This window comes from Streptomyces oceani (assembly GCF_001751245.1).
Lineage (GTDB): Bacteria > Actinomycetota > Actinomycetes > Streptomycetales > Streptomycetaceae > Streptomyces > Streptomyces oceani.
On sequence record NZ_LJGU01000132.1, the window covers coordinates 55860 to 71990 of the forward strand.

A 16131-nucleotide genomic window follows, 5' to 3' on the forward strand; every position below is an offset into this window, starting at 1 on the left:
GCGCCGGCGGTCCCGCGCGGACGGCCGAGGAGGCGGACGCGTAGGCCGTACCCGCGCGGGATGTGAGCCTTGCGCGGGCGGGTCAGCCGCCGTCCGTGGCCAGCGCGAACAGCTGGTCCAGTACGGCGGTGTCGACCCGTACCCCGTCGTGCGCGTGATCGTCCGTGACCCAGGTACGCAGTCCGCGGACGGCGCGCGCGGTCTCCAGGGACTGCCGCCGGTCCACGAACATGTCGTTCGCGTACACGGCCGCCGTCACCGGCACCTCGTTGGCCGCCAGTCGGTCCAGGTCGTAGAGCGCCGGCCAGTCACGGCGTGCCGCCAGGGTCTCGGCCGCGCCGCGCAGCGGCACCAGTGCCGGGTCCTCCTCAAACTGCCAGGGGTAGATCATCTCACCGGTGAACCGGATCGGACCCGCGCCCTGAGCGTCGAACGCCGGGAACTCGGCCCGCACCCGGTGCGCCGACCAGGCGGTGGGACGCCCGCCCTGCGCGTAGATCGGCTCGTGGAGTACGCCGTACAGCGGCCGTTCGGCGTACGACACGAGGGCGTCCACGCCCCGCAGGAAGACGTCGGACAGTTCGGTGCCGGAGGGCCCGGTGGTGAACGCCGTCTCCAGCAGGTAGTGCAGGCTGTCGAACCGATCCGCGGTGCCGAAGGTGATCCCGAGTGTCTGGAAGCGGCGTACGCTCAGCCGTTCGCCGCCGGGCAGCCGCACGTCGTGTTCCGCGAGGTGGGCGGCCACCGCGTCGGCCAGTCGCTGGTCGTCGGGGTAGCGGGCGAAGAACCGTTCGTTGTGCGCCAGCGTGCGGGCGTACGCGGCCCGGTAGACGTCGTCCGCGTGTCCGGTGAGGGTGGGCAGCCCGCCGGTGACGTACGCCTGTACCAAGCCCTCGGGGGCGAGGCTGAGGTAGGTCAGGGTGACGAATCCGCCGAAGCTCTGGCCCAGCACGGTCCAGGGCCGATCGCCCTGTAGGGATCGTCGCAGCAGTTCGGCGTCCCGGACGATCGAGTCGGCCCGGAAGTGCGCCAGGTGATCCGCCACCCGCTGGTGGTCGTCGCCGAAGCGGGCGAGCGTACGCCGGTCGGCCGGCGCGCTGCGGCCGGTGCCGCGCTGGTCGAGCAGCACCACCCGGAAGTGCGGGAGGGCGCGCCGCAGCCACGCCCCGGGCGCGTTGGGACGCTCCGCGCGGTTGCCGGGGCCGCCCTGTAGCCACAGGAGACGGGGCAGCTCCTCGTGTTCGTGGCCCTCCGCGACGATCTCGCGGGCGAAGAGCCGCAGGCTGGGGCCCTCGGGCACGGTGTGGTCGAGCGGCACGTCGAGAGTGTGGTCGACGCATACGAGGCCGTTGTGCCGGTAGGTCACCGGGCTTTCCGGCGATCCGGAGGTTGATCCGGGCAGGGGCACGGTTTCGGTTCCTTCCTTCGGGGCCAAGGTCGGGTCTCAGGGGGTTCAGGCGCTCGGGACCGGTGCTCCGGGCAGGCACCCGGAGCACCGTGGTGGGGCCGCCGTTCGTACGACGGGCCGGCCCCGCGGGATCCCGGAAGCACGCGGATCAGTATCCGGCGACGCCGAGGTCCCGGCAGATCTCGATCAACTCCGGGTGCACGTAACGCCCTTCCTCCTCGATGGCCACCCCGTCCAGGTAGATGCTGGGGCCCAGGACACTGCCGTCGGTGTGCGCGGCGGCCACCCACGGCTCCCCTCCGATCCACGCGCCCTTGGTGCCGATGCCCAACTCGACGCAGCCGAAGACACGTTCGTCCTCGACGATGCGGCCGGTCGGGGCCGGCACTCCCGGATTGAAGCCCAGCGACCAGTGGGCGACACGGAACATGTTCGGGTCCTCGAAGGACTCCATCCATCGGCGGAAGGTGTCCGCGTCGCCGCCCTCGCCCGCTATCCTCGTCACCACGCCCCGTTCGACGGTGCAGCGGACCGGCGCGCGCAGCAGTCCGATCTCGTCCGGCGGCCACAGCGCCCCGTCGAAGACCAGGACGCCGTCCTGGGTTTCCTCCAGCGGGTTCCAGGAGATCTGTCCGGAGAGCATGACGCTCTCCCCCGGCTTCTCGGCCGGCTTGCCGCGCAGGTTGATCGGGCGGTCGCCGTTCCGGCCGACCAGGTCGGTGCCGTTGGCGGAGGTGATGCGCACCTCGTCCGCCGCCTCCAGCAGGCGTACCAGCGCATTGCCGAGGCGCATGACCCCCTGGAAGTCGGGCCGGCCCACGGTGGCGACCAGCATCTGTACGTCCATGGCGGTGAGGTTGGTGTAGCGGCAGCCGTTCGCCATGGCTCGGCGGAAGGCGTCGGAGTGCATGACGTAGGAGACGGCGAACTCGATCCACACATCGGCGTCCGCGATGGCGCCGGCCACCGGACGGGGCGGCTCCATCGAGGAGCCGGGCCGGGTCTCGTACCAGACGATGACGGGGTGTGCGCCGGCGGCGGCCACCGCGTGGGCGGTGGCGTCCAGGACGCGCCGGTCGCTGCTGGTGTCTCCGGTCAGCACGACGTGCTCGCCCTCCTTGACCAGCATGACCTCCTCGACGAGCTTACGGGCGGCCAGGGCGAGTTCGAAGCCGAGGTACTCCGGGCGGGGCTCCAGCCTGCTGTACATGTCCATGGTGATGACGCTCCTTATCGGATGGGGGGTTCAGGGAATGTCGGGGTCAACGACACGGCCACGGGGACCGGGGAGGGTAGGAGGAACGTTTCCGCGCCGCATGGCTCCTGATGGCTCACCCGGACTTGAGGATCTGCGCCGAGTCGCCGAGCGAACTGCCGGCGATCAGGCCCGCGCCCACCAGATTGAGGTCACCGTCGGCCTTCGGGCCACGGAGCCGGCCGTACCCCCAGCGGATCAACAGGGCGCCCAGCACCAGCCAGCCAGCCTGCGGGCTGAGGATGAGCAGGCCGGTGGCCAGCATCACGCCCAACTGCCGCTTCGTCCCGCCCAACAGTTGGATGAGCGCGCCCGGTACGGCCCACAGCAGCATGGTGCGCACGGTCTCCGAGTCGTCCATGCCGCCCCGGATGGTGTCCGCGAACACCGTGGCCACCGGCGGGATCAGGCCCTCCTCGAAGTAGGAACGCCAGGCGAACGCCACCACGGTCAGCGCCACCGCGAATCCGACCAGCGCGGCGAGGAACTGCTGCCGGCGTCCCGCACGTTCGTACGGGTCCCACGGCCGGTGGTCCCGTCGCAGTAGCCAACCGGCTTTGAGGTCGTATCCCATGTCCGCGAAGGCCGGGCCGGTGGCTGACACGTACCCGACGAGCAACGCCAGTGGCACCGAGGGAATGCCCATCAGCAGGCCGGCGATGAGGAAGATCAGGGTGACCGCGAAGGAGGGGAACCAGCCGGCCTGCATGGCCGCGAGCCCCACGATGAGTTCGTGCACCACCGCCGCGAAGGCGGCGAACAGCACCCAGCCGACGATCCCGGGCACGCTCATGTCGCCGACGATCCCGCCCAGCGTGGCGAGCACCGCGGCCCCGACGGTGAACAGCGCGTACCCGTGCAGCAGCGCGCGGCGCAACGCCCGCTCGTCCACGGTGAACGCGTCCGGGTCCTCGCCGGTGACCGATCCGGGCCGCGGCCTGTCCGAGCACTCCGTCCGCTCCGGGGCGCACGTGTCCGTACGGTGCCGGTCGGGGCCGCCCCCCGTACGGTCCCGACGTCGGAGCAGCAGCAGCACGGCCTGGACGAGCGCGACCAGGCCCGCGCCCACCATGACGCCGTGCGGGATGTATCCGGTGCCCAGATCCGTGCCGAAGAGATCCACGCCGTACTGGCGCAGCAACAGGCCGATGCCGAACATCAGCAGCGCCCACATGTTGCCGAGGAACGCCACCCCGGCCGCGGACAACGGCAGGCTGAACACGGTGGCCCCGACGATCCCGGTGACGGTGCCGCCCGCGAGGACCAGGGCGCGACGCCCGCCCCGGTCGCCGGCCTTGATGGTCTCGGCCGCCGCGATGCCGGACGGCCAGGCCGCGGTCGCCGGCAGCAGGCGGGAGCCGAAGGCGCGAAACAGCACCCAGGCGTCCACCACCAGCCCGATGCAGGAGCCGGCCAGCATAGGCCACACCAGTTCGTGTCGGCCGAAGGCGTACGGCACCGCCACGGACGTCAGCAGGACGTTGGAGGCGGCGAACGTGGCGGCGGAGATGGCGCTCTGCGCGAGGTTCTGCCGGTGCACGGAACGCATCCGGCGCAGCCAGGACAGCGGGACGCGCCCGATCAGCATCGCCACCAGGGCACCCACCACGGAGGTGTTGGCGGAGATTCCCAGCTTGGAGATCAGGTCGATGCCGATGACGGCACCCACCGTGGACAACAACACCAGCAGCAGGAGCGTCATCGGCTCCCACACCCGCGGGTGGCTGGTGCCCGGGCCCTGTTCGCCGGGGCCCCGTTGACCGGTGCTCGGCCGGCTCCCGGGCGGCTGCGCACCGGACGGCGGCTGACCGTGCGGCGGCTGTGCGCTCTGTGTCGGGCCCGCCCGGTCAGGTGGTGAGGTGTGGTGCCCCATGGCACCCCCTTTGCTTGGTTCGGGGCCGGGTTACCGCGAGGCGGCGGTTCGACCGGTAGGTGAGTCGCGCCGCGACCGGTCGTACGGCGCGCGGCGGGCGGAGCGGGCGGCCGGCTCAGCCGCCGAGCGCGGCGGTGAGGTCGGCCGCGCCGGCGAGGACCCGTCGCAGATGTGCCTCGACGTCCCGGTCCACCCGGTGCGCCGGCCCGATGGCCGTGAGGGAGGCGGCGACGTTCCCGCCCTGGAAGACCGGCGCCGAGATCGCGGTGACGGCCTCGTCGTACTCACCGTGGCTGACGCAGTAACCGTCGGCGCGCACCTGGGCGTAGCAGGTGAGCAGCGCCTCCAGGTCGGTGATCGTGTGCTCGTTGAAGCGCTGGAGTCCGGAGCTGCCGAACATCCGCCGGGTCTCGTTCTCGGGCCGGTACGCGAACAGCGCGTGCCCGGAGGCCCCCGCGTGGCCCGGCATGACGGCACCGATTATCGCGGTGTACCGCACCGGGCCGGTGCCGTCGACCGCGGCCTCGCAGCGGTAGCTGCTGCCGTGCGCCACGTTCAACACGACGCTCTCGCCGATCTCGCGCAGCAGCCGGGCCAGCACCGGTCGGGCCAGCGTGGACAGCACGCCGCTGTGTTCGGCCACCCGCGCCAGTCGGGAGAGGGTGGGGCCGAGCCGATAGCGTCGCGTGGCCTCGTCGCACAGCAGGAAACCGCGCGCGGTCAGCGTGGTGAGCAGCCGCTGTACGACGGCCTTGTCCCAGCCCTGGTGCCGGGCCAGTTCGCTGACTCCCCACTCCGGCCGCTGCTCGGTGAAGGCGAGCAGCACCACCAGGGCGCGGTCCACTGTCCGCAGCCCGCCGTTCGCCCTCTCGGGGGTGTCGCCCGGACTGGGTGGTGGGGAGTCGTTCCACGCCATGAAGTGCTCTCCGTCATCCGTCACGCCCGCTGATCGGTGCGCAAAACGCAACACCGTTGCTATTTGCGGCGCACAGCATGATGACTCGTGTCTCGACCCGTCAAGGGGTCACCGACGGAAACAGCGGCGGACGGGTCGACGTACGAGGGGGCAGCGAGCAGCTCTGGAGAGGCGCGAGTGCTCCGCGACCGGAGCTACGGCGCAGGGAGGCCGGGGCGCTCACCCCCTCCGGCGGGTGAGGTCGGAGACCTGGTCGGACAGCACGGTGGCCTGGCCGCCACACCACGCCACGAGGTGGCCGAGGTGGCACGGCCAAGGCCCGGAGCGGCGAGCGTCGTAGCACAGAGCATGGCGTGTGGCCGCGCGGGAGACGACGCGCGCGGCCTTCGCGATGTCTCGGGGCACGGTGATCGACCCGTGGGCTCGCTCCTGCCCCTCACGTCACCGGTTTCCGTCGAAAGTCAGCCCATCAGGCGGGAGGCCGTACGGGCCTGCGGACTGGTCGCGCGCAGGGCCTCGCACAGCGCCGCGCCCGCCGCCTGGAGCGCCTCGTCCGTCAGTGGCTCCAGGGCGTCCAGGACGAACAGGGCGCGGGTGGTCTCGTGCGTCAGCCGGGTGCGGACGCACTGGCGCCAGTTCCAGCGGCGGCACGTCACGCCCGCGTCGTCCCGCCACACCACCTCGCCCGCACGGGGGTGCTCCACCGCCGCCTCGCCGCCCTTGGTGACCTCGAACGGCTCGGTGCCGTCGGCCCTTACGAGTCGCGCCGGCCCCGCGTACCGGTCCAGGTCCTCGCCACCCAGCGGCAGGGCGTGGGCGACCGAGACCGCGTTGTACGCGTCGGTCAGCCGATCCACCCGGGGCAGCCCGTCGTCCAGCCGGTACAGCAGCGCCTCGGCGCTGGGCCGAGTGCGCTGCGGCTTAGCGCCGAAGGCGCGGAAGGCCGCGCGCCAGGCGGCGAGATGCGGGTGTTCCTCGGGCGGGGTGTCGGCGAAGCGGACACGGGCTTCCGCCTCCGCCACTGCGAGCAGCTTCTCGCTGGTCTCGTCACTGGGGCCGGGTTCGAGGCCCTCCGCCACGATGAGCAGGGCCCGGTAGTCGGGACGCAGCTCGCGTACGGACGGATCGATGGCGGCGGTGTCCAGCCAACGCTGGAGGTCAGGATGCACGGCTTCCCCTAGAGACAACGAGATGAACTTCCTCGTTCATCATAGTGGACCACCGGCGACCGTCGGGCCGAGCCGAGACGCGTACTCACGGCACGAACGCACGCCAGGCGCGCTGTCGGTACTCCCGCGGGGACATCCCGTGCGCCGCCCGGAAGCACCGGGTGAAGTACGACTGGCTGGCGAACCCGCAGCGCTGCGCTATCGCCGTCACGGGCTCGGACGTCGCGGAGAGGAGCTCCGCCGCGCGCCGCAACCGTAGTTCGGTGACGTACTCGGTGGGCGTGATGCCGAAGTGGGCCCGTACGCTGCGGGACAGGTGAGCGGGGCTGACGGCCGCCAGACTCCGCATGGTGGGCAGGCCACCGCGCAGGTTCTCCTCACGTCCCATCGCGGCGCACACCTCGTGAAGCCAGTCCGACTGGCGACCGGCGCCGCACTCCTGGCCGGCAGCCGGTGCGGCGGTCTCGGAGACGCCGGGCATCGTCCCCGCCTCCCGTGTCACCAGCTCCGTGACGTCCGTCCAGAAGCGCATCAGGTCGAACATGGCGGGCTGATCCTGATAGCGGTCAAGCGCACGCTGGAACACCTCGGCGGCCACACCAGCCGGCTCGCCGCGCAGCCGCCAGATCGGCGGTACGACCGGCTCCTCCCAGCCGCCGACGGTCTCCGCTCCCACCAGCGCGCTGAATCCCCGCCACAGCACCGTCGGAAAGGCGATGTTGACGAACTCCATGCCCCCGGGTGCGGCTCCCTGCAGGGCGTGCCGGTCGCGCGGGCGCACCAGCACCACGTCACCCGCGGCGAGCCGCTGCTCGCCGTCCGGCGACAGCTGCCGGCCCGACCCCGAGATCAACGCCATGAACTCGAAGAAGTCGGCGTGCCCGTGTTGTTCGGAGATCCGGGAGGACTGCATCACGAGTGCCGCGTGGTAGGGCAGCCCCGGCGCGTGATCGGCGAACTGGAGGAGGTCGTCGGACACATCAACACAGTACATATTCGTGCAAGCCCATTGCTATTCAGCCGTTGGCTCACGGCACACCATGGTGGCGACGAGACGGCGGTCACCACGCGGGATCACCGACGCGAATCACCGAGGAGCGCCATGTCCACCACGAACGGAACCACACACAGCCCGCTGACGGAGTTCGAGCGGGACGGCTACACGATCTTCCGGGACGTCCTCGACCCCGAGCTGATCGGCGAGGTCCAGGGCCATGTGGACTGGCTGGGCCGGCAGCATCCGGAGATACGACCGGAACAGCTCGGGCACGAGTTCCTGCGGGACGACCCCTTCTGGGTGCGGCTGGTCTCCGACGACCGGTTGCTCGACATCGCGGAGCTGTTCGTCGGTGGCGACATCGCGCTGTTCGCCTCGCACTACATCAGCAAGTCGCCGTACTCCGGCCAACCGGTGCTGTGGCACCAGGACAGCGCGTTTTGGCCGCTCGACCCCATGCGGGTGGTGACCCTGTGGCTGTCCGTCGACCACTCCACCACGGAGAACGGCTGCCTGCGGGTGATCCCCGGCAGCCACCGGCAGGACATCGCCGCAGTACGGGACAACATTGAGGTGGAGAACGTCCTCGGGCAGGAGATCGCCACCGAAGTCGACGAGTCGGAGGCGCACGACATCGTGCTGCGCCCCGGTGACGTGGAGGTCCACCACCCGAACATCGTGCACGGCAGCCAGGCCAACACCTCCCCGCACCGCCGCTGCGGCCTGACGATCCGCTACATCCCCACCTCCACCCGCATCACCGCGCCGGAACAGCCCTATCCGAGCGCGTTCTGGCTGCGCGGCGACCCCGGCGAGGTGAACACCTACCAGCCCCGACCGAGGTACGCGCCGGAGCGGCACTACGCCTTCCGCGACGCGGCGGGCTGGGCCTGAGCGCGTGCGCTGGCCCGCACACCCACGATGGCTCGCGGCGGTACGGTGGCGCCGCCGCTGCCGTACCGCCGCGACCGCGCTGCTCGCGCTCACGCTGACCGCCGCGCTGGCCTCCTGCGCCGGCGGCGACGACCGGGACGGCAGCACTCTGCGGGTCTGGCTGGTGGAGGCCAACATCCCGCAGGTGGCCGAGGGTTACGACGCCCTGGTGGCGGACTTCGAGCGCCGGCACCCAGACGTGGACGTGGAGCTGACCCAGGTGCCGTACCAGCAGTACCGGGACAAACTGGTGCTGGCCGTGCAGGGTGGTGCCGGTCCGGACGTGATGGCGCTGGACCAGATCTGGTCCCCGGAGTTCGCCGCCGCGAAGCTGATCGAACCGCTCGACCGCCGGACGCAGCGAGCCGGCGTCCGTGAGAAGGACTACTTCCCGGCCGCGTGGGCCTCGAACCGATGGCAGGGGCGGATCTACGGCCTGCCGTTCAACGTCGGCGCGTGGCAGCGGATGTTCTACAACGCCGACCTGTTCCGCGAGGCGGGTCTGGACCCCGACGAACCGCCGCGTACCTGGAGGGAGTGGAAGCGGGCGGCGGAGCGGATCGACAAGCTGCCGGCACACTCCGGGATCTCGCTGATCGGCTGCCGGGACGAGGCGTCGTCCGTGCTGACCGACTCCTTTCTCTACTCCGCCGGTGGTCACCTCACCCGGGACGGTCGAGCGGACTTCGACACCCCGGCCAACCGCCGGGCCTACGGCTTCTTCCAGCGGCTGGCGGAGCACACCCCCAACGGTGTGGCAGGCGCGTGCGCCGAGGACACCATGGCCCACTTCACCGCCGGAGAGACCGGCATGCTGCTGGACGGCGGCTGGCAGTCGGGCAGCATCGGCGAGCAGGTGTCCTTCGACTGGCGCGTCACCACACCCCCCTCCCCCACAGGGCGGGACTTCACCGGGGCGATGGGCGGCTACAACCTGGCGGTTGGCTCCGAGGCGCCGGACAAGCGACTGGCCTTCTCGTTCGCGAGACTGGCGACGGCCTCCGTCCCGCACCAGCTCGCCACGAACGACTCGGTGCCCGCGCTGCGGAAGGCCGGCGAGCGGTTCGTACGCGAGCACCGGGAGCGTCCCGAGCAGGTGCTCCGTCTCCTGGAGACCGCCGAGCCCCGGCCGGTCTCCCCCGTTTACGTGCGGATCTCCCGCGCGCAGCAGGGCGCGCTGCAGTCGATCCTGAGCGGCGAGGACATAGGCGGCGCCCTCGCGGAGGCGGAGCGGTCCATGCAGCAAGCGATCGACCGGCCGTGAAGGGACGTGCGCCGATGCCACCGAGACCACCGCAGACCAGCGAGGCGTCAACCGCGACGAGCCCAACGGCTCGTACGGGCCGGGCTGCCGCCCGTACGGACGCACCCGACGCGGCGACCGCACGCGCCCGCGTGGGACGAGAACGCCGGAGCCCGCTCCGTCTCCCGTCGCTGCCCCGCGGCCGGGCGCGGCGCCGGGAGACGCTGCTGCGGTTGGCGTGCCTCGCCCCTCCACTGCTGCTACTCGGCGTGCTGGTCCTCTACCCCGTGTTGGACGTCGCCTGGCTGAGCCTCACGCACAGCAGCCTGATCAACCCGGACCCGGAGTTCGTCGGTGGGCGGAACTACGCCGAGGCGTTCGGCGACCCCCAGTTCCGCGCCGTGCTACTCAACTCCCTGGTGTGGACGGTCGTCGTGGTGGTGGCGCAGTTCGTACTGGGCATGACGGCCGCCGTACTGCTCAGCAAGCGGTTCCGTGGCAGTGCCGTGTTGCGGGTGCTGGTGGTGGTGCCGTGGATCATGCCGGGCATCACGGCCGGCCTGGTGTGGAAGATGCTGGAGGACCCGTATCTCGGCCCGGTGAACGCGCTGTTGAGCGGCCTCGGGTTGGTGGAGGGCAACCCGGCCTGGCTCGGCGAGGAGAGTACCTCGCTGTACGCCGTGGCCGTGGCGGCGGCTTGGAAGGGCTTCCCGATGTCGGCGGTGATGTATCTGGCCGCCTACCAGGGCGTCCCGGAGGAGCTGCGGGAAGCGGCGCGGATGGACGGCGCCCGCCCGTGGCAGGTGTTCCGGCACGTCACCCTGCCGGGCATGGCACCGACGATCCGGGTCACGCTGCTGCTGACGACGGTGTGGACGTTCAACAGCTTCGACCTGATCTACGTGATGACCAAGGGCGGCCCGGGCGTCTCCAGCGAGGTACTGTCCAGCTTCATCTACCGCACCGCGTTCGTGGACGTGAACCACGGCTCGGCGGCGACGTACGGCATGGTCTCGGTGACCGTCCTGACGGTCTTCTCCGTCTTCTACCTGCGCCAGATGCGGCATACCGGGGGGCTCCGATGAACGCACGCGCACGGAAACAGTGGCGGGCCACCGGCCGCGCCACCGGGCTGTACGCGGGCGCGCTCGCACTCGCCGCGTTCGTCCTCGGCCCCTTCGTGTGGATGCTGCTGACCGCGCTGAAGACACCGCGGGAGGTCTTCTCGCGACCGCCCACCTGGTGGCCCCGGGAGGTCACCCTGGGCAATCTGCGGGACGCCGCCACGGGCGAGTTCGGCCGATCCCTGTTGAACAGCGCGCTGGTGTGCGCCGGCACCACCGTGCTGTGCCTCGCCTTGGCGCTGCTGGCCTGCTACACCCTGACCCGGCCAGGGCTACGCGGGCGCTCCGGGATGCTCGGCGCCATCCTTGTGTCCCAGCTCCTGCCGCACGCCGTGCTGCTGGTGCCCATCTACCGGATGGCCGGCGATCTGGGGCTGCTGAACACCCGTACCGGACTGATGGTCGCGATGCTCGCGTTCAACCTGCCGGTGGGCATCTGGTTGCTGCGCGGCTACCTCTCCGCGGTACCGATCGAGGTGGAGGAGGCCGCGCGGATGGACGGGCTCAGCCAGTTCCGCGCGTACTGGACGGTGGTTGTGCCGCTGTCCGTGCCGGGCATCATGGCGGTGGCGGTGTTCGTGTTCTTCACCGCCTGGCAGGACTTCATCTTCGCGATGGTCTTCCTCACCGACCCGGACCTGGGCACCACGCCGCTGGCGCTGCTGGGCTTCGTCGGCAAGCACTCGGTGAACTGGGGGCTGCTGATGGGGGCCTCGACCGTGATGATGATCCCGGTGCTGCTGCTCTTCGCCGCCGTCCAGCGGCATCTGGTGGGCGGTCTGGCAGCGGGCGCGGTCAAGGGCTGACCGGAGGCGACGACACGTCTTTGGCCTACCTGAGCAGCGGCGGGCGAGGTCCCAGCCCGGAAAGTCCACGCGGCCGCGACCAAGAGTCCATGCGCGACTTCTTGTCCCTTGCGGAGGGCCACGTCAGGGTGCTGCTGACGGACACGCACGCTCGTCACTCGCACGCCTGATACCGGGAGTTTCAATGAACGACCATGGTTTCAGCCGCCGTTCGGCGCTGCAGGCCACCGGCGTCGTCGGCGCCGGGCTGGGGCTCGGCACCTTCGGCGCGACGTCCGCCTCGGCGGCGGCCCCGGACGCCGCGCGCGCCGCGCGGTCGGCTCCCCCGAGCAGCGCCGAGACCATGATCGGCGTCCCCTTCGAGGGCCGCGACACGATCCGGCTGGGCATCATCGGGCTGGGCAACCGCGGCACCGGGATGCTGGAGGTGTTCCTCGCCCTGGAGGGCGTGCGGGTCACGGCGCTCTGCGATCCCGTACGGGAGAGCGCGGAGGCGGCGGCCAAGAAGGTGACCGACGCCGGCCAGCCGAAGCCCACCCTCTACACCAAGGGCGAGCGGGACTTCGAGAAGCTGTGCCAGCGCAACGACCTGGACCTGGTCTACGTCGTCACGCCCTGGGGCTGGCACTTCGAGATGGCCAAGGCCGCCCTGGAGGGCGGCAAGCACGTCGGCGTCGAGTGCCCCATGGCGATGACGATCGACGAACTGTGGAAGCTCGTCGACCTGTCCGAGCGCACCCGCAAGCACTGCATGCAGTTGGAGAACTGCGCGTACGGCAAGAACGAGATGCGGGTGCTGCGGATGGCGCACGAGGGGCTGTTCGGCGACCTGCTGCACAGCGCCGGGGCGTACATCCACGATCTGCGTGAGCTGATGTTCGACCCGGACTACTACGAGGGGCCCTGGCGCCGCCGCTGGCACACCCGGCTGAAGGGCGATCTCTACCCCAACCACGGCTTCGGGCCGGCCGCGAACTACCTGGATGTCAACCGCGGCGACCGGGCCACCCACATCTCCTCCTTCGGCACGCCCGCGCTGGGGCTGGCCGCCTACCGGGAGGAGAACATGCCGAAGGGGCACGAGAGCTGGAAGGAGAGCTACGTCAAGAGCGACATGACGATGAGCCTCGTCCAGACGGCCAGGGGCCGGGTGATCCGGTTGGAGCAGAACGTCTCCAATCCGCACCCGTACGACCGGCTGAACGTGCTCGCCGGCACCAAGGGCGTGTTCGAGGACTACCCGGAACGCATCTACCTCGAGCCGGACATGAGCGGCCACGAGTGGGGCGACTTCGCCGACTACGCCAAGTGGGACCACTGGCTGTGGAAGGAGCACTCCAACCCGCCGGGCGGGCACGGCGGCATGGACTACATCATGCTGTTCCGGCTGGTGCAGTGCATGCGGCTGGGGATCGTGCCGGACTTCGACGTGTACGACGGCGCGACCTGGAGCACGCCCGTACCGCTGAGCCACGCCTCCATCAAGGCGGGCGGCGCCCCGCAGGAGATCCCGGACTTCACCCGGGGACTGTGGGAGAAGGAGCGGTCCGGGATCGACTCGGAGAAGCCCAAGTAACCAGCCTGGCCGGTCGGTCGGTTGCCGTACGGGTGACCGACCGGTCAGATCGTCCCGGCGCGCAGGCCCGCTTGGAACGCGGCCCACTCGGGCCCGGTGAAGCGCAGGACCTTCCCCTCCGGACGCTTCGAGTCGCGTACGGCCACCCGACTGTCGGCCAGGTCAGCTATCTCCACGCACTCGTGCTCTCCGGCGCTAGAAGAGGACTTTCGCCACGTCGCAGGGGCGACGTCGAATCCGTACAGCGTTGCCCCAGAGTCGGTCACCTGCCCTGCCCTTCCGCCAGTTGCCCGATGCGGACCATGGTGTCCTCCACCGAAAGCGCGGCAGCGCGGATGCGAGCGAGCGCGCTGGCGAAGGGACCAGTGTCCTCACCTTCAACGTACGTCGCGCCGGCCACGTTCTCCAAGAGCGCCGCTTCTGGAGTGGGACCCGGAAACGTCGCGAGGAGGAAGCTTCCCAACAGTCCGGGATGCGCTGTGGAGTTCAGCGGCATCAGCTGCAGGGTGACATTCGGGAGCTCACAAATCTCCGACAGGCGACATAGTTGGTCCCGCATGGTGGCAGGCCGGGCAGCAAAGCGTTTGCGCAGCGCCGCCTCATGGATGACCGCCCAAAGGTCGAGCGGTTGGCCGGGACGGGAGAGTACGGCCTGCCGCGCCTGCCTCACCTCCACAAGGGCGTTGATCTCGTCCGGAGTTCGGGTGGTGGTGGTGCCCGAGATCGTTTCTCTGGCGTACCCGGGTGTCTGCAACAGGCCGGGGACGAGCAGTGGAGACCACGAAATGATCCGGTCCGCGTCCGACTCAAGCGAGATGTAATGGGTGTGCGGCGATCACGTGCCGCTCGTCGTCGACGTGCACACCGCTCCCACCGGCGTGTGGGTCAAGGTGCACGACCCGGAGACCCTCCGCATGCCCCGCCGTGTCGGCGTCCCGACCGAGGACGCGGAGAGCGAGTCGGGGCGGGGTCTCCCGCTGATCGACCATCTCGCTCCCGGCTGGCACACCACCTTCACCGCCGTCGGCAAGCAGGTCCGCCGCCTGCTCGATCACCCGCGCTAAGCAACCGCTCGTCACACGGTCCGGAAGGCCGCCGCCTCAGGTGAAGCCGCCACCACGCTGATCGGCCTCCAAGCCATCGACCAGTTCGGCCAACCGCGCGCTGACCTCCGCCGGTTCGGTGAGCATGGCCAGGTGGTGGGACGGGTGCTGAGCGACCCGCCAGCCGGCTCGCTCGGCCCGCGCGTTCTCGTCCGCGTACCCCTCACTCAGTCGCAGGTACGCGCTCCCGAAAACCGGCACACCGGGAACCTCGGGGGCCGTCTCCTCGAAGTACGCCAGCGGCAACCGCGGCAGCTCCGCGCAGAACCGGGCACGTGTATCGGGGTCCGGCAGCAGTTCCTCGACCGTGCCGGGCGGGAACCACTCGTTCCAGGGAGGCAACAGCCCATCCTCGGCGAGACCGCGCAACTGGGCTGTCATCTCCTCCGGGGCCGTCTCGAACCAGCAGCGACCGGGGTGCGGCAGCAGCGCGTCGACGTACAGCAGGCCCTCGACCGCTTCCGCGGTCGCACGGGCGGCGGCGGGCAACAGGGCGCCGGCACCACTGTGCCCGACGAGCACGACCCGTCCGCCATCCGCGTACCGATCGATCTCGTCCACGACGGCGGCGGTCAGCCGCGGATAGTACGGGCCAGGCCCCCGGAACACCTCCGTCAGCGAGGGCACGATCGTCTCGTGTCCTCGGGCTCGCAGTGCCCCGGCGACCCGCTGCCAGGTCTCGGCTCCCACCAACGGGCTGTGTACCAGGGCGAGTACGGGTCGTCGCGATGCCATAAGCGACATCGTACGAGCCCCGCCGGACCGGTGGTCCCACCCTCCGCGCCGCTTCCTCTCACCCACGCACCCCCGCCGTGCCCACCCGCTCGCGCAGGATGCGCTGCAGCTCGCGCGCCGCGCGCGGCGGGGAGACGTCGCCACGGTGGGCGACCGAGATGGTGCGGTGCAGCCCCGGCGACGCGAACGGTGTCGTACGCAGCCCGGAGCGGGCCGCCACCATCCCGGGCACGACGGCGATCCCGAGCCCGGCCCGTACGAAGCCGAGCACCGCGTCCATCTCGCCGCCCTGCACCCCGAGGGTCGGCTCGAAGCCGGCGTTGCGACAGGCGGCCAGGGTGAAGTCCCGCAGGTCGTAGCCGCGCCGGTACATCGCGAGCGGCCGGCCTCGCAGGTCCTCGATACGGATACGGTCGCGGCGTACCGGAGACGGCGCCGCCGGGTCGGAGACGACCACCAGCTCCTCGCACAGCAGCTCGGCGGTGGCCAGCGCCGGGGCCTGGGCGACCAGCGGGGTGATGACCAGGGCGAGGTCGAGTTCGCCGGCGGCCAGGACGCGTACGAGGTCCTGCGAACCGTCCTCGTGCACCACCAGCTCCACGCCCGGATAGCTGTCGTGGAAGGCCCGCAGCACGCCCGGCACCATGCTGGCGCACAGGCTGGGCGGTGCCCCCAGCCGCACCCGGCCGGCGCGCAGCTGGGCGACCTCCTGCACCTCGCGGCGGGCGGTCTCGGTGTCCGCGAGGATACGGCGGGCCAGCGGCAGCAGCGCCTCGCCCGCGTCTGTGAGTGCGATGTGGCCCCGCGCGCGGTGCACCAGCTCGGCGCCCAACTCCCGCTCCAGCGCCCGGATCTGCTGGGAGAGCGAGGGCTGTGCGACATGCTCGCGCTCGGCGGCGCGGGTGAAGTGGCGGGGGGCGGCGACGGCGGTGAAGTAGCGCAGCTGCTGGAGTTGCATGGGCCCCAGGGTCACACAGCTCCATAGGACACGAC

The 16131-nt window shown here is 70.9% G+C and carries 16 protein-coding genes; 6 read left to right on the plus strand and 10 right to left on the minus strand.

Going from position 1 to position 16131, the window contains the following annotated elements; genetic code table 11:
* Window positions 1-82 precede the first annotated feature (82 nt).
* From AN216_RS17275 to AN216_RS17305, 6 genes are all read right to left on the minus strand, one after another.
* Window positions 83-1408 carry an alpha/beta fold hydrolase gene (locus AN216_RS17275; protein WP_244502513.1) on the minus strand — a complete coding sequence of 442 codons (1326 nt, stop codon included), beginning with the start codon at window positions 1406-1408 and terminating at the stop codon, window positions 83-85.
* Window positions 1409-1556: 148 nt separating this feature from the next.
* The gene (locus AN216_RS17280) at window positions 1557-2624 is read right to left on the minus strand and encodes a 2,5-dihydroxypyridine 5,6-dioxygenase NicX family protein (RefSeq protein ID WP_070197585.1); all 1068 of its coding nucleotides are present in this window, start codon (window positions 2622-2624) and stop codon (window positions 1557-1559) included.
* Window positions 2625-2739: 115 nt separating this feature from the next.
* The gene (locus AN216_RS17285; protein ID WP_070197586.1) at window positions 2740-4365 is read right to left on the minus strand and encodes an OPT/YSL family transporter; all 1626 of its coding nucleotides are present in this window, start codon (window positions 4363-4365) and stop codon (window positions 2740-2742) included.
* A 286-nt stretch (window positions 4366-4651) separates the two neighbouring features.
* Complete coding sequence (locus tag AN216_RS17290; RefSeq protein ID WP_079166699.1) at window positions 4652-5452, minus strand: IclR family transcriptional regulator; 801 nt, start codon at window positions 5450-5452, stop codon at window positions 4652-4654.
* A 461-nt stretch (window positions 5453-5913) separates the two neighbouring features.
* Window positions 5914-6621 (minus strand): B3/B4 domain-containing protein, encoded by a 708-nt coding sequence (locus AN216_RS17300; protein ID WP_070197588.1) that lies wholly within the window; start codon window positions 6619-6621, stop codon window positions 5914-5916.
* An 85-nt stretch (window positions 6622-6706) separates the two neighbouring features.
* Window positions 6707-7600 carry a helix-turn-helix transcriptional regulator gene (locus AN216_RS17305; protein WP_212732716.1) on the minus strand — a complete coding sequence of 298 codons (894 nt, stop codon included), beginning with the start codon at window positions 7598-7600 and terminating at the stop codon, window positions 6707-6709.
* A 123-nt stretch (window positions 7601-7723) separates the two neighbouring features.
* Here AN216_RS17305 and AN216_RS17310 point away from each other — a divergent pair, with 123 nt between their 5' ends.
* The 5 genes from AN216_RS17310 to AN216_RS17330 all read left to right on the plus strand — a co-directional run bounded on the left by AN216_RS17310 (window position 7724) and on the right by AN216_RS17330 (window position 13300).
* Window positions 7724-8512, plus strand: a complete 789-nt coding sequence (locus tag AN216_RS17310; RefSeq protein ID WP_070197590.1) for a phytanoyl-CoA dioxygenase family protein — start codon at window positions 7724-7726, stop codon at window positions 8510-8512.
* Window positions 8513-8516: 4 nt separating this feature from the next.
* Window positions 8517-9815, plus strand: a complete 1299-nt coding sequence (locus AN216_RS17315) for an ABC transporter substrate-binding protein (RefSeq protein WP_070197591.1) — start codon at window positions 8517-8519, stop codon at window positions 9813-9815.
* Between the two features lie 212 nt (window positions 9816-10027).
* On the plus strand, window positions 10028-10879 hold the full coding sequence (locus AN216_RS17320; protein ID WP_212732717.1) for a carbohydrate ABC transporter permease: 852 nt from the start codon (window positions 10028-10030) through the stop codon (window positions 10877-10879).
* The gene (locus AN216_RS17325) at window positions 10876-11724 is read left to right on the plus strand and encodes a carbohydrate ABC transporter permease (protein ID WP_070197593.1); all 849 of its coding nucleotides are present in this window, start codon (window positions 10876-10878) and stop codon (window positions 11722-11724) included. The genes AN216_RS17320 and AN216_RS17325 overlap by 4 nt, the downstream gene beginning before the upstream one ends.
* A 184-nt stretch (window positions 11725-11908) precedes the next feature.
* The gene (locus AN216_RS17330; RefSeq protein ID WP_079166701.1) at window positions 11909-13300 is read left to right on the plus strand and encodes a Gfo/Idh/MocA family protein; all 1392 of its coding nucleotides are present in this window, start codon (window positions 11909-11911) and stop codon (window positions 13298-13300) included.
* 44 nt (window positions 13301-13344) lie between these two features.
* On the opposite strand, the gene AN216_RS17335 is transcribed toward AN216_RS17330, so the two are convergent.
* Window positions 13345-13566 carry a DUF397 domain-containing protein gene (locus AN216_RS17335; RefSeq protein WP_070197595.1) on the minus strand — a complete coding sequence of 74 codons (222 nt, stop codon included), beginning with the start codon at window positions 13564-13566 and terminating at the stop codon, window positions 13345-13347.
* Window positions 13563-14117, minus strand: coding sequence for a DUF5753 domain-containing protein (locus tag AN216_RS17340; protein ID WP_275522372.1), 555 nt, complete (start codon window positions 14115-14117; stop codon window positions 13563-13565). Before AN216_RS17340 ends, AN216_RS17335 begins: the two co-directional genes overlap by 4 nt.
* A gap of 7 nt (window positions 14118-14124) precedes the next feature.
* On the opposite strand from AN216_RS17340, the gene AN216_RS17345 reads away from it, so the two are divergent.
* Window positions 14125-14364: an ATP-binding protein gene (locus AN216_RS17345; protein ID WP_070197597.1), complete on the plus strand. Its 240-nt coding sequence runs from the start codon at window positions 14125-14127 to the stop codon at window positions 14362-14364.
* 36 nt (window positions 14365-14400) lie between these two features.
* Here the strand turns inward: AN216_RS17345 and AN216_RS17350 are convergent, their stop codons facing one another.
* The gene (locus AN216_RS17350; RefSeq protein ID WP_070197598.1) at window positions 14401-15138 is read right to left on the minus strand and encodes an alpha/beta fold hydrolase; all 738 of its coding nucleotides are present in this window, start codon (window positions 15136-15138) and stop codon (window positions 14401-14403) included.
* Window positions 15139-15196: 58 nt separating this feature from the next.
* Window positions 15197-16096 (minus strand): LysR family transcriptional regulator, encoded by a 900-nt coding sequence (locus tag AN216_RS17355; RefSeq protein ID WP_070197599.1) that lies wholly within the window; start codon window positions 16094-16096, stop codon window positions 15197-15199.
* Between the last annotated feature and the right edge of the window lie 35 nt (window positions 16097-16131).

Excerpts from the sequence above, each read along its gene's own strand:
- AN216_RS17325 (WP_070197593.1), top strand. The coding sequence starts at position 10,876 with ATGAACGCACGCGCACGGAAACAGTGGCGGGCCACCGGCCGCGCCACC.
- AN216_RS17355 (WP_070197599.1), bottom strand. The coding sequence starts at position 16,096 with ATGCAACTCCAGCAGCTGCGCTACTTCACCGCCGTCGCCGCCCCCCGC.
- AN216_RS17285 (WP_070197586.1), bottom strand. The coding sequence starts at position 4,365 with ATGACGCTCCTGCTGCTGGTGTTGTTGTCCACGGTGGGTGCCGTCATC.
- AN216_RS17330 (WP_079166701.1), top strand. The coding sequence starts at position 11,909 with ATGAACGACCATGGTTTCAGCCGCCGTTCGGCGCTGCAGGCCACCGGC.
- AN216_RS17350 (WP_070197598.1), bottom strand. The coding sequence starts at position 15,138 with ATGGCATCGCGACGACCCGTACTCGCCCTGGTACACAGCCCGTTGGTG.
- AN216_RS17310 (WP_070197590.1), top strand. The coding sequence starts at position 7,724 with ATGTCCACCACGAACGGAACCACACACAGCCCGCTGACGGAGTTCGAG.
- AN216_RS17290 (WP_079166699.1), bottom strand. The coding sequence starts at position 5,452 with ATGGCGTGGAACGACTCCCCACCACCCAGTCCGGGCGACACCCCCGAG.
- AN216_RS17280 (WP_070197585.1), bottom strand. The coding sequence starts at position 2,624 with ATGGACATGTACAGCAGGCTGGAGCCCCGCCCGGAGTACCTCGGCTTC.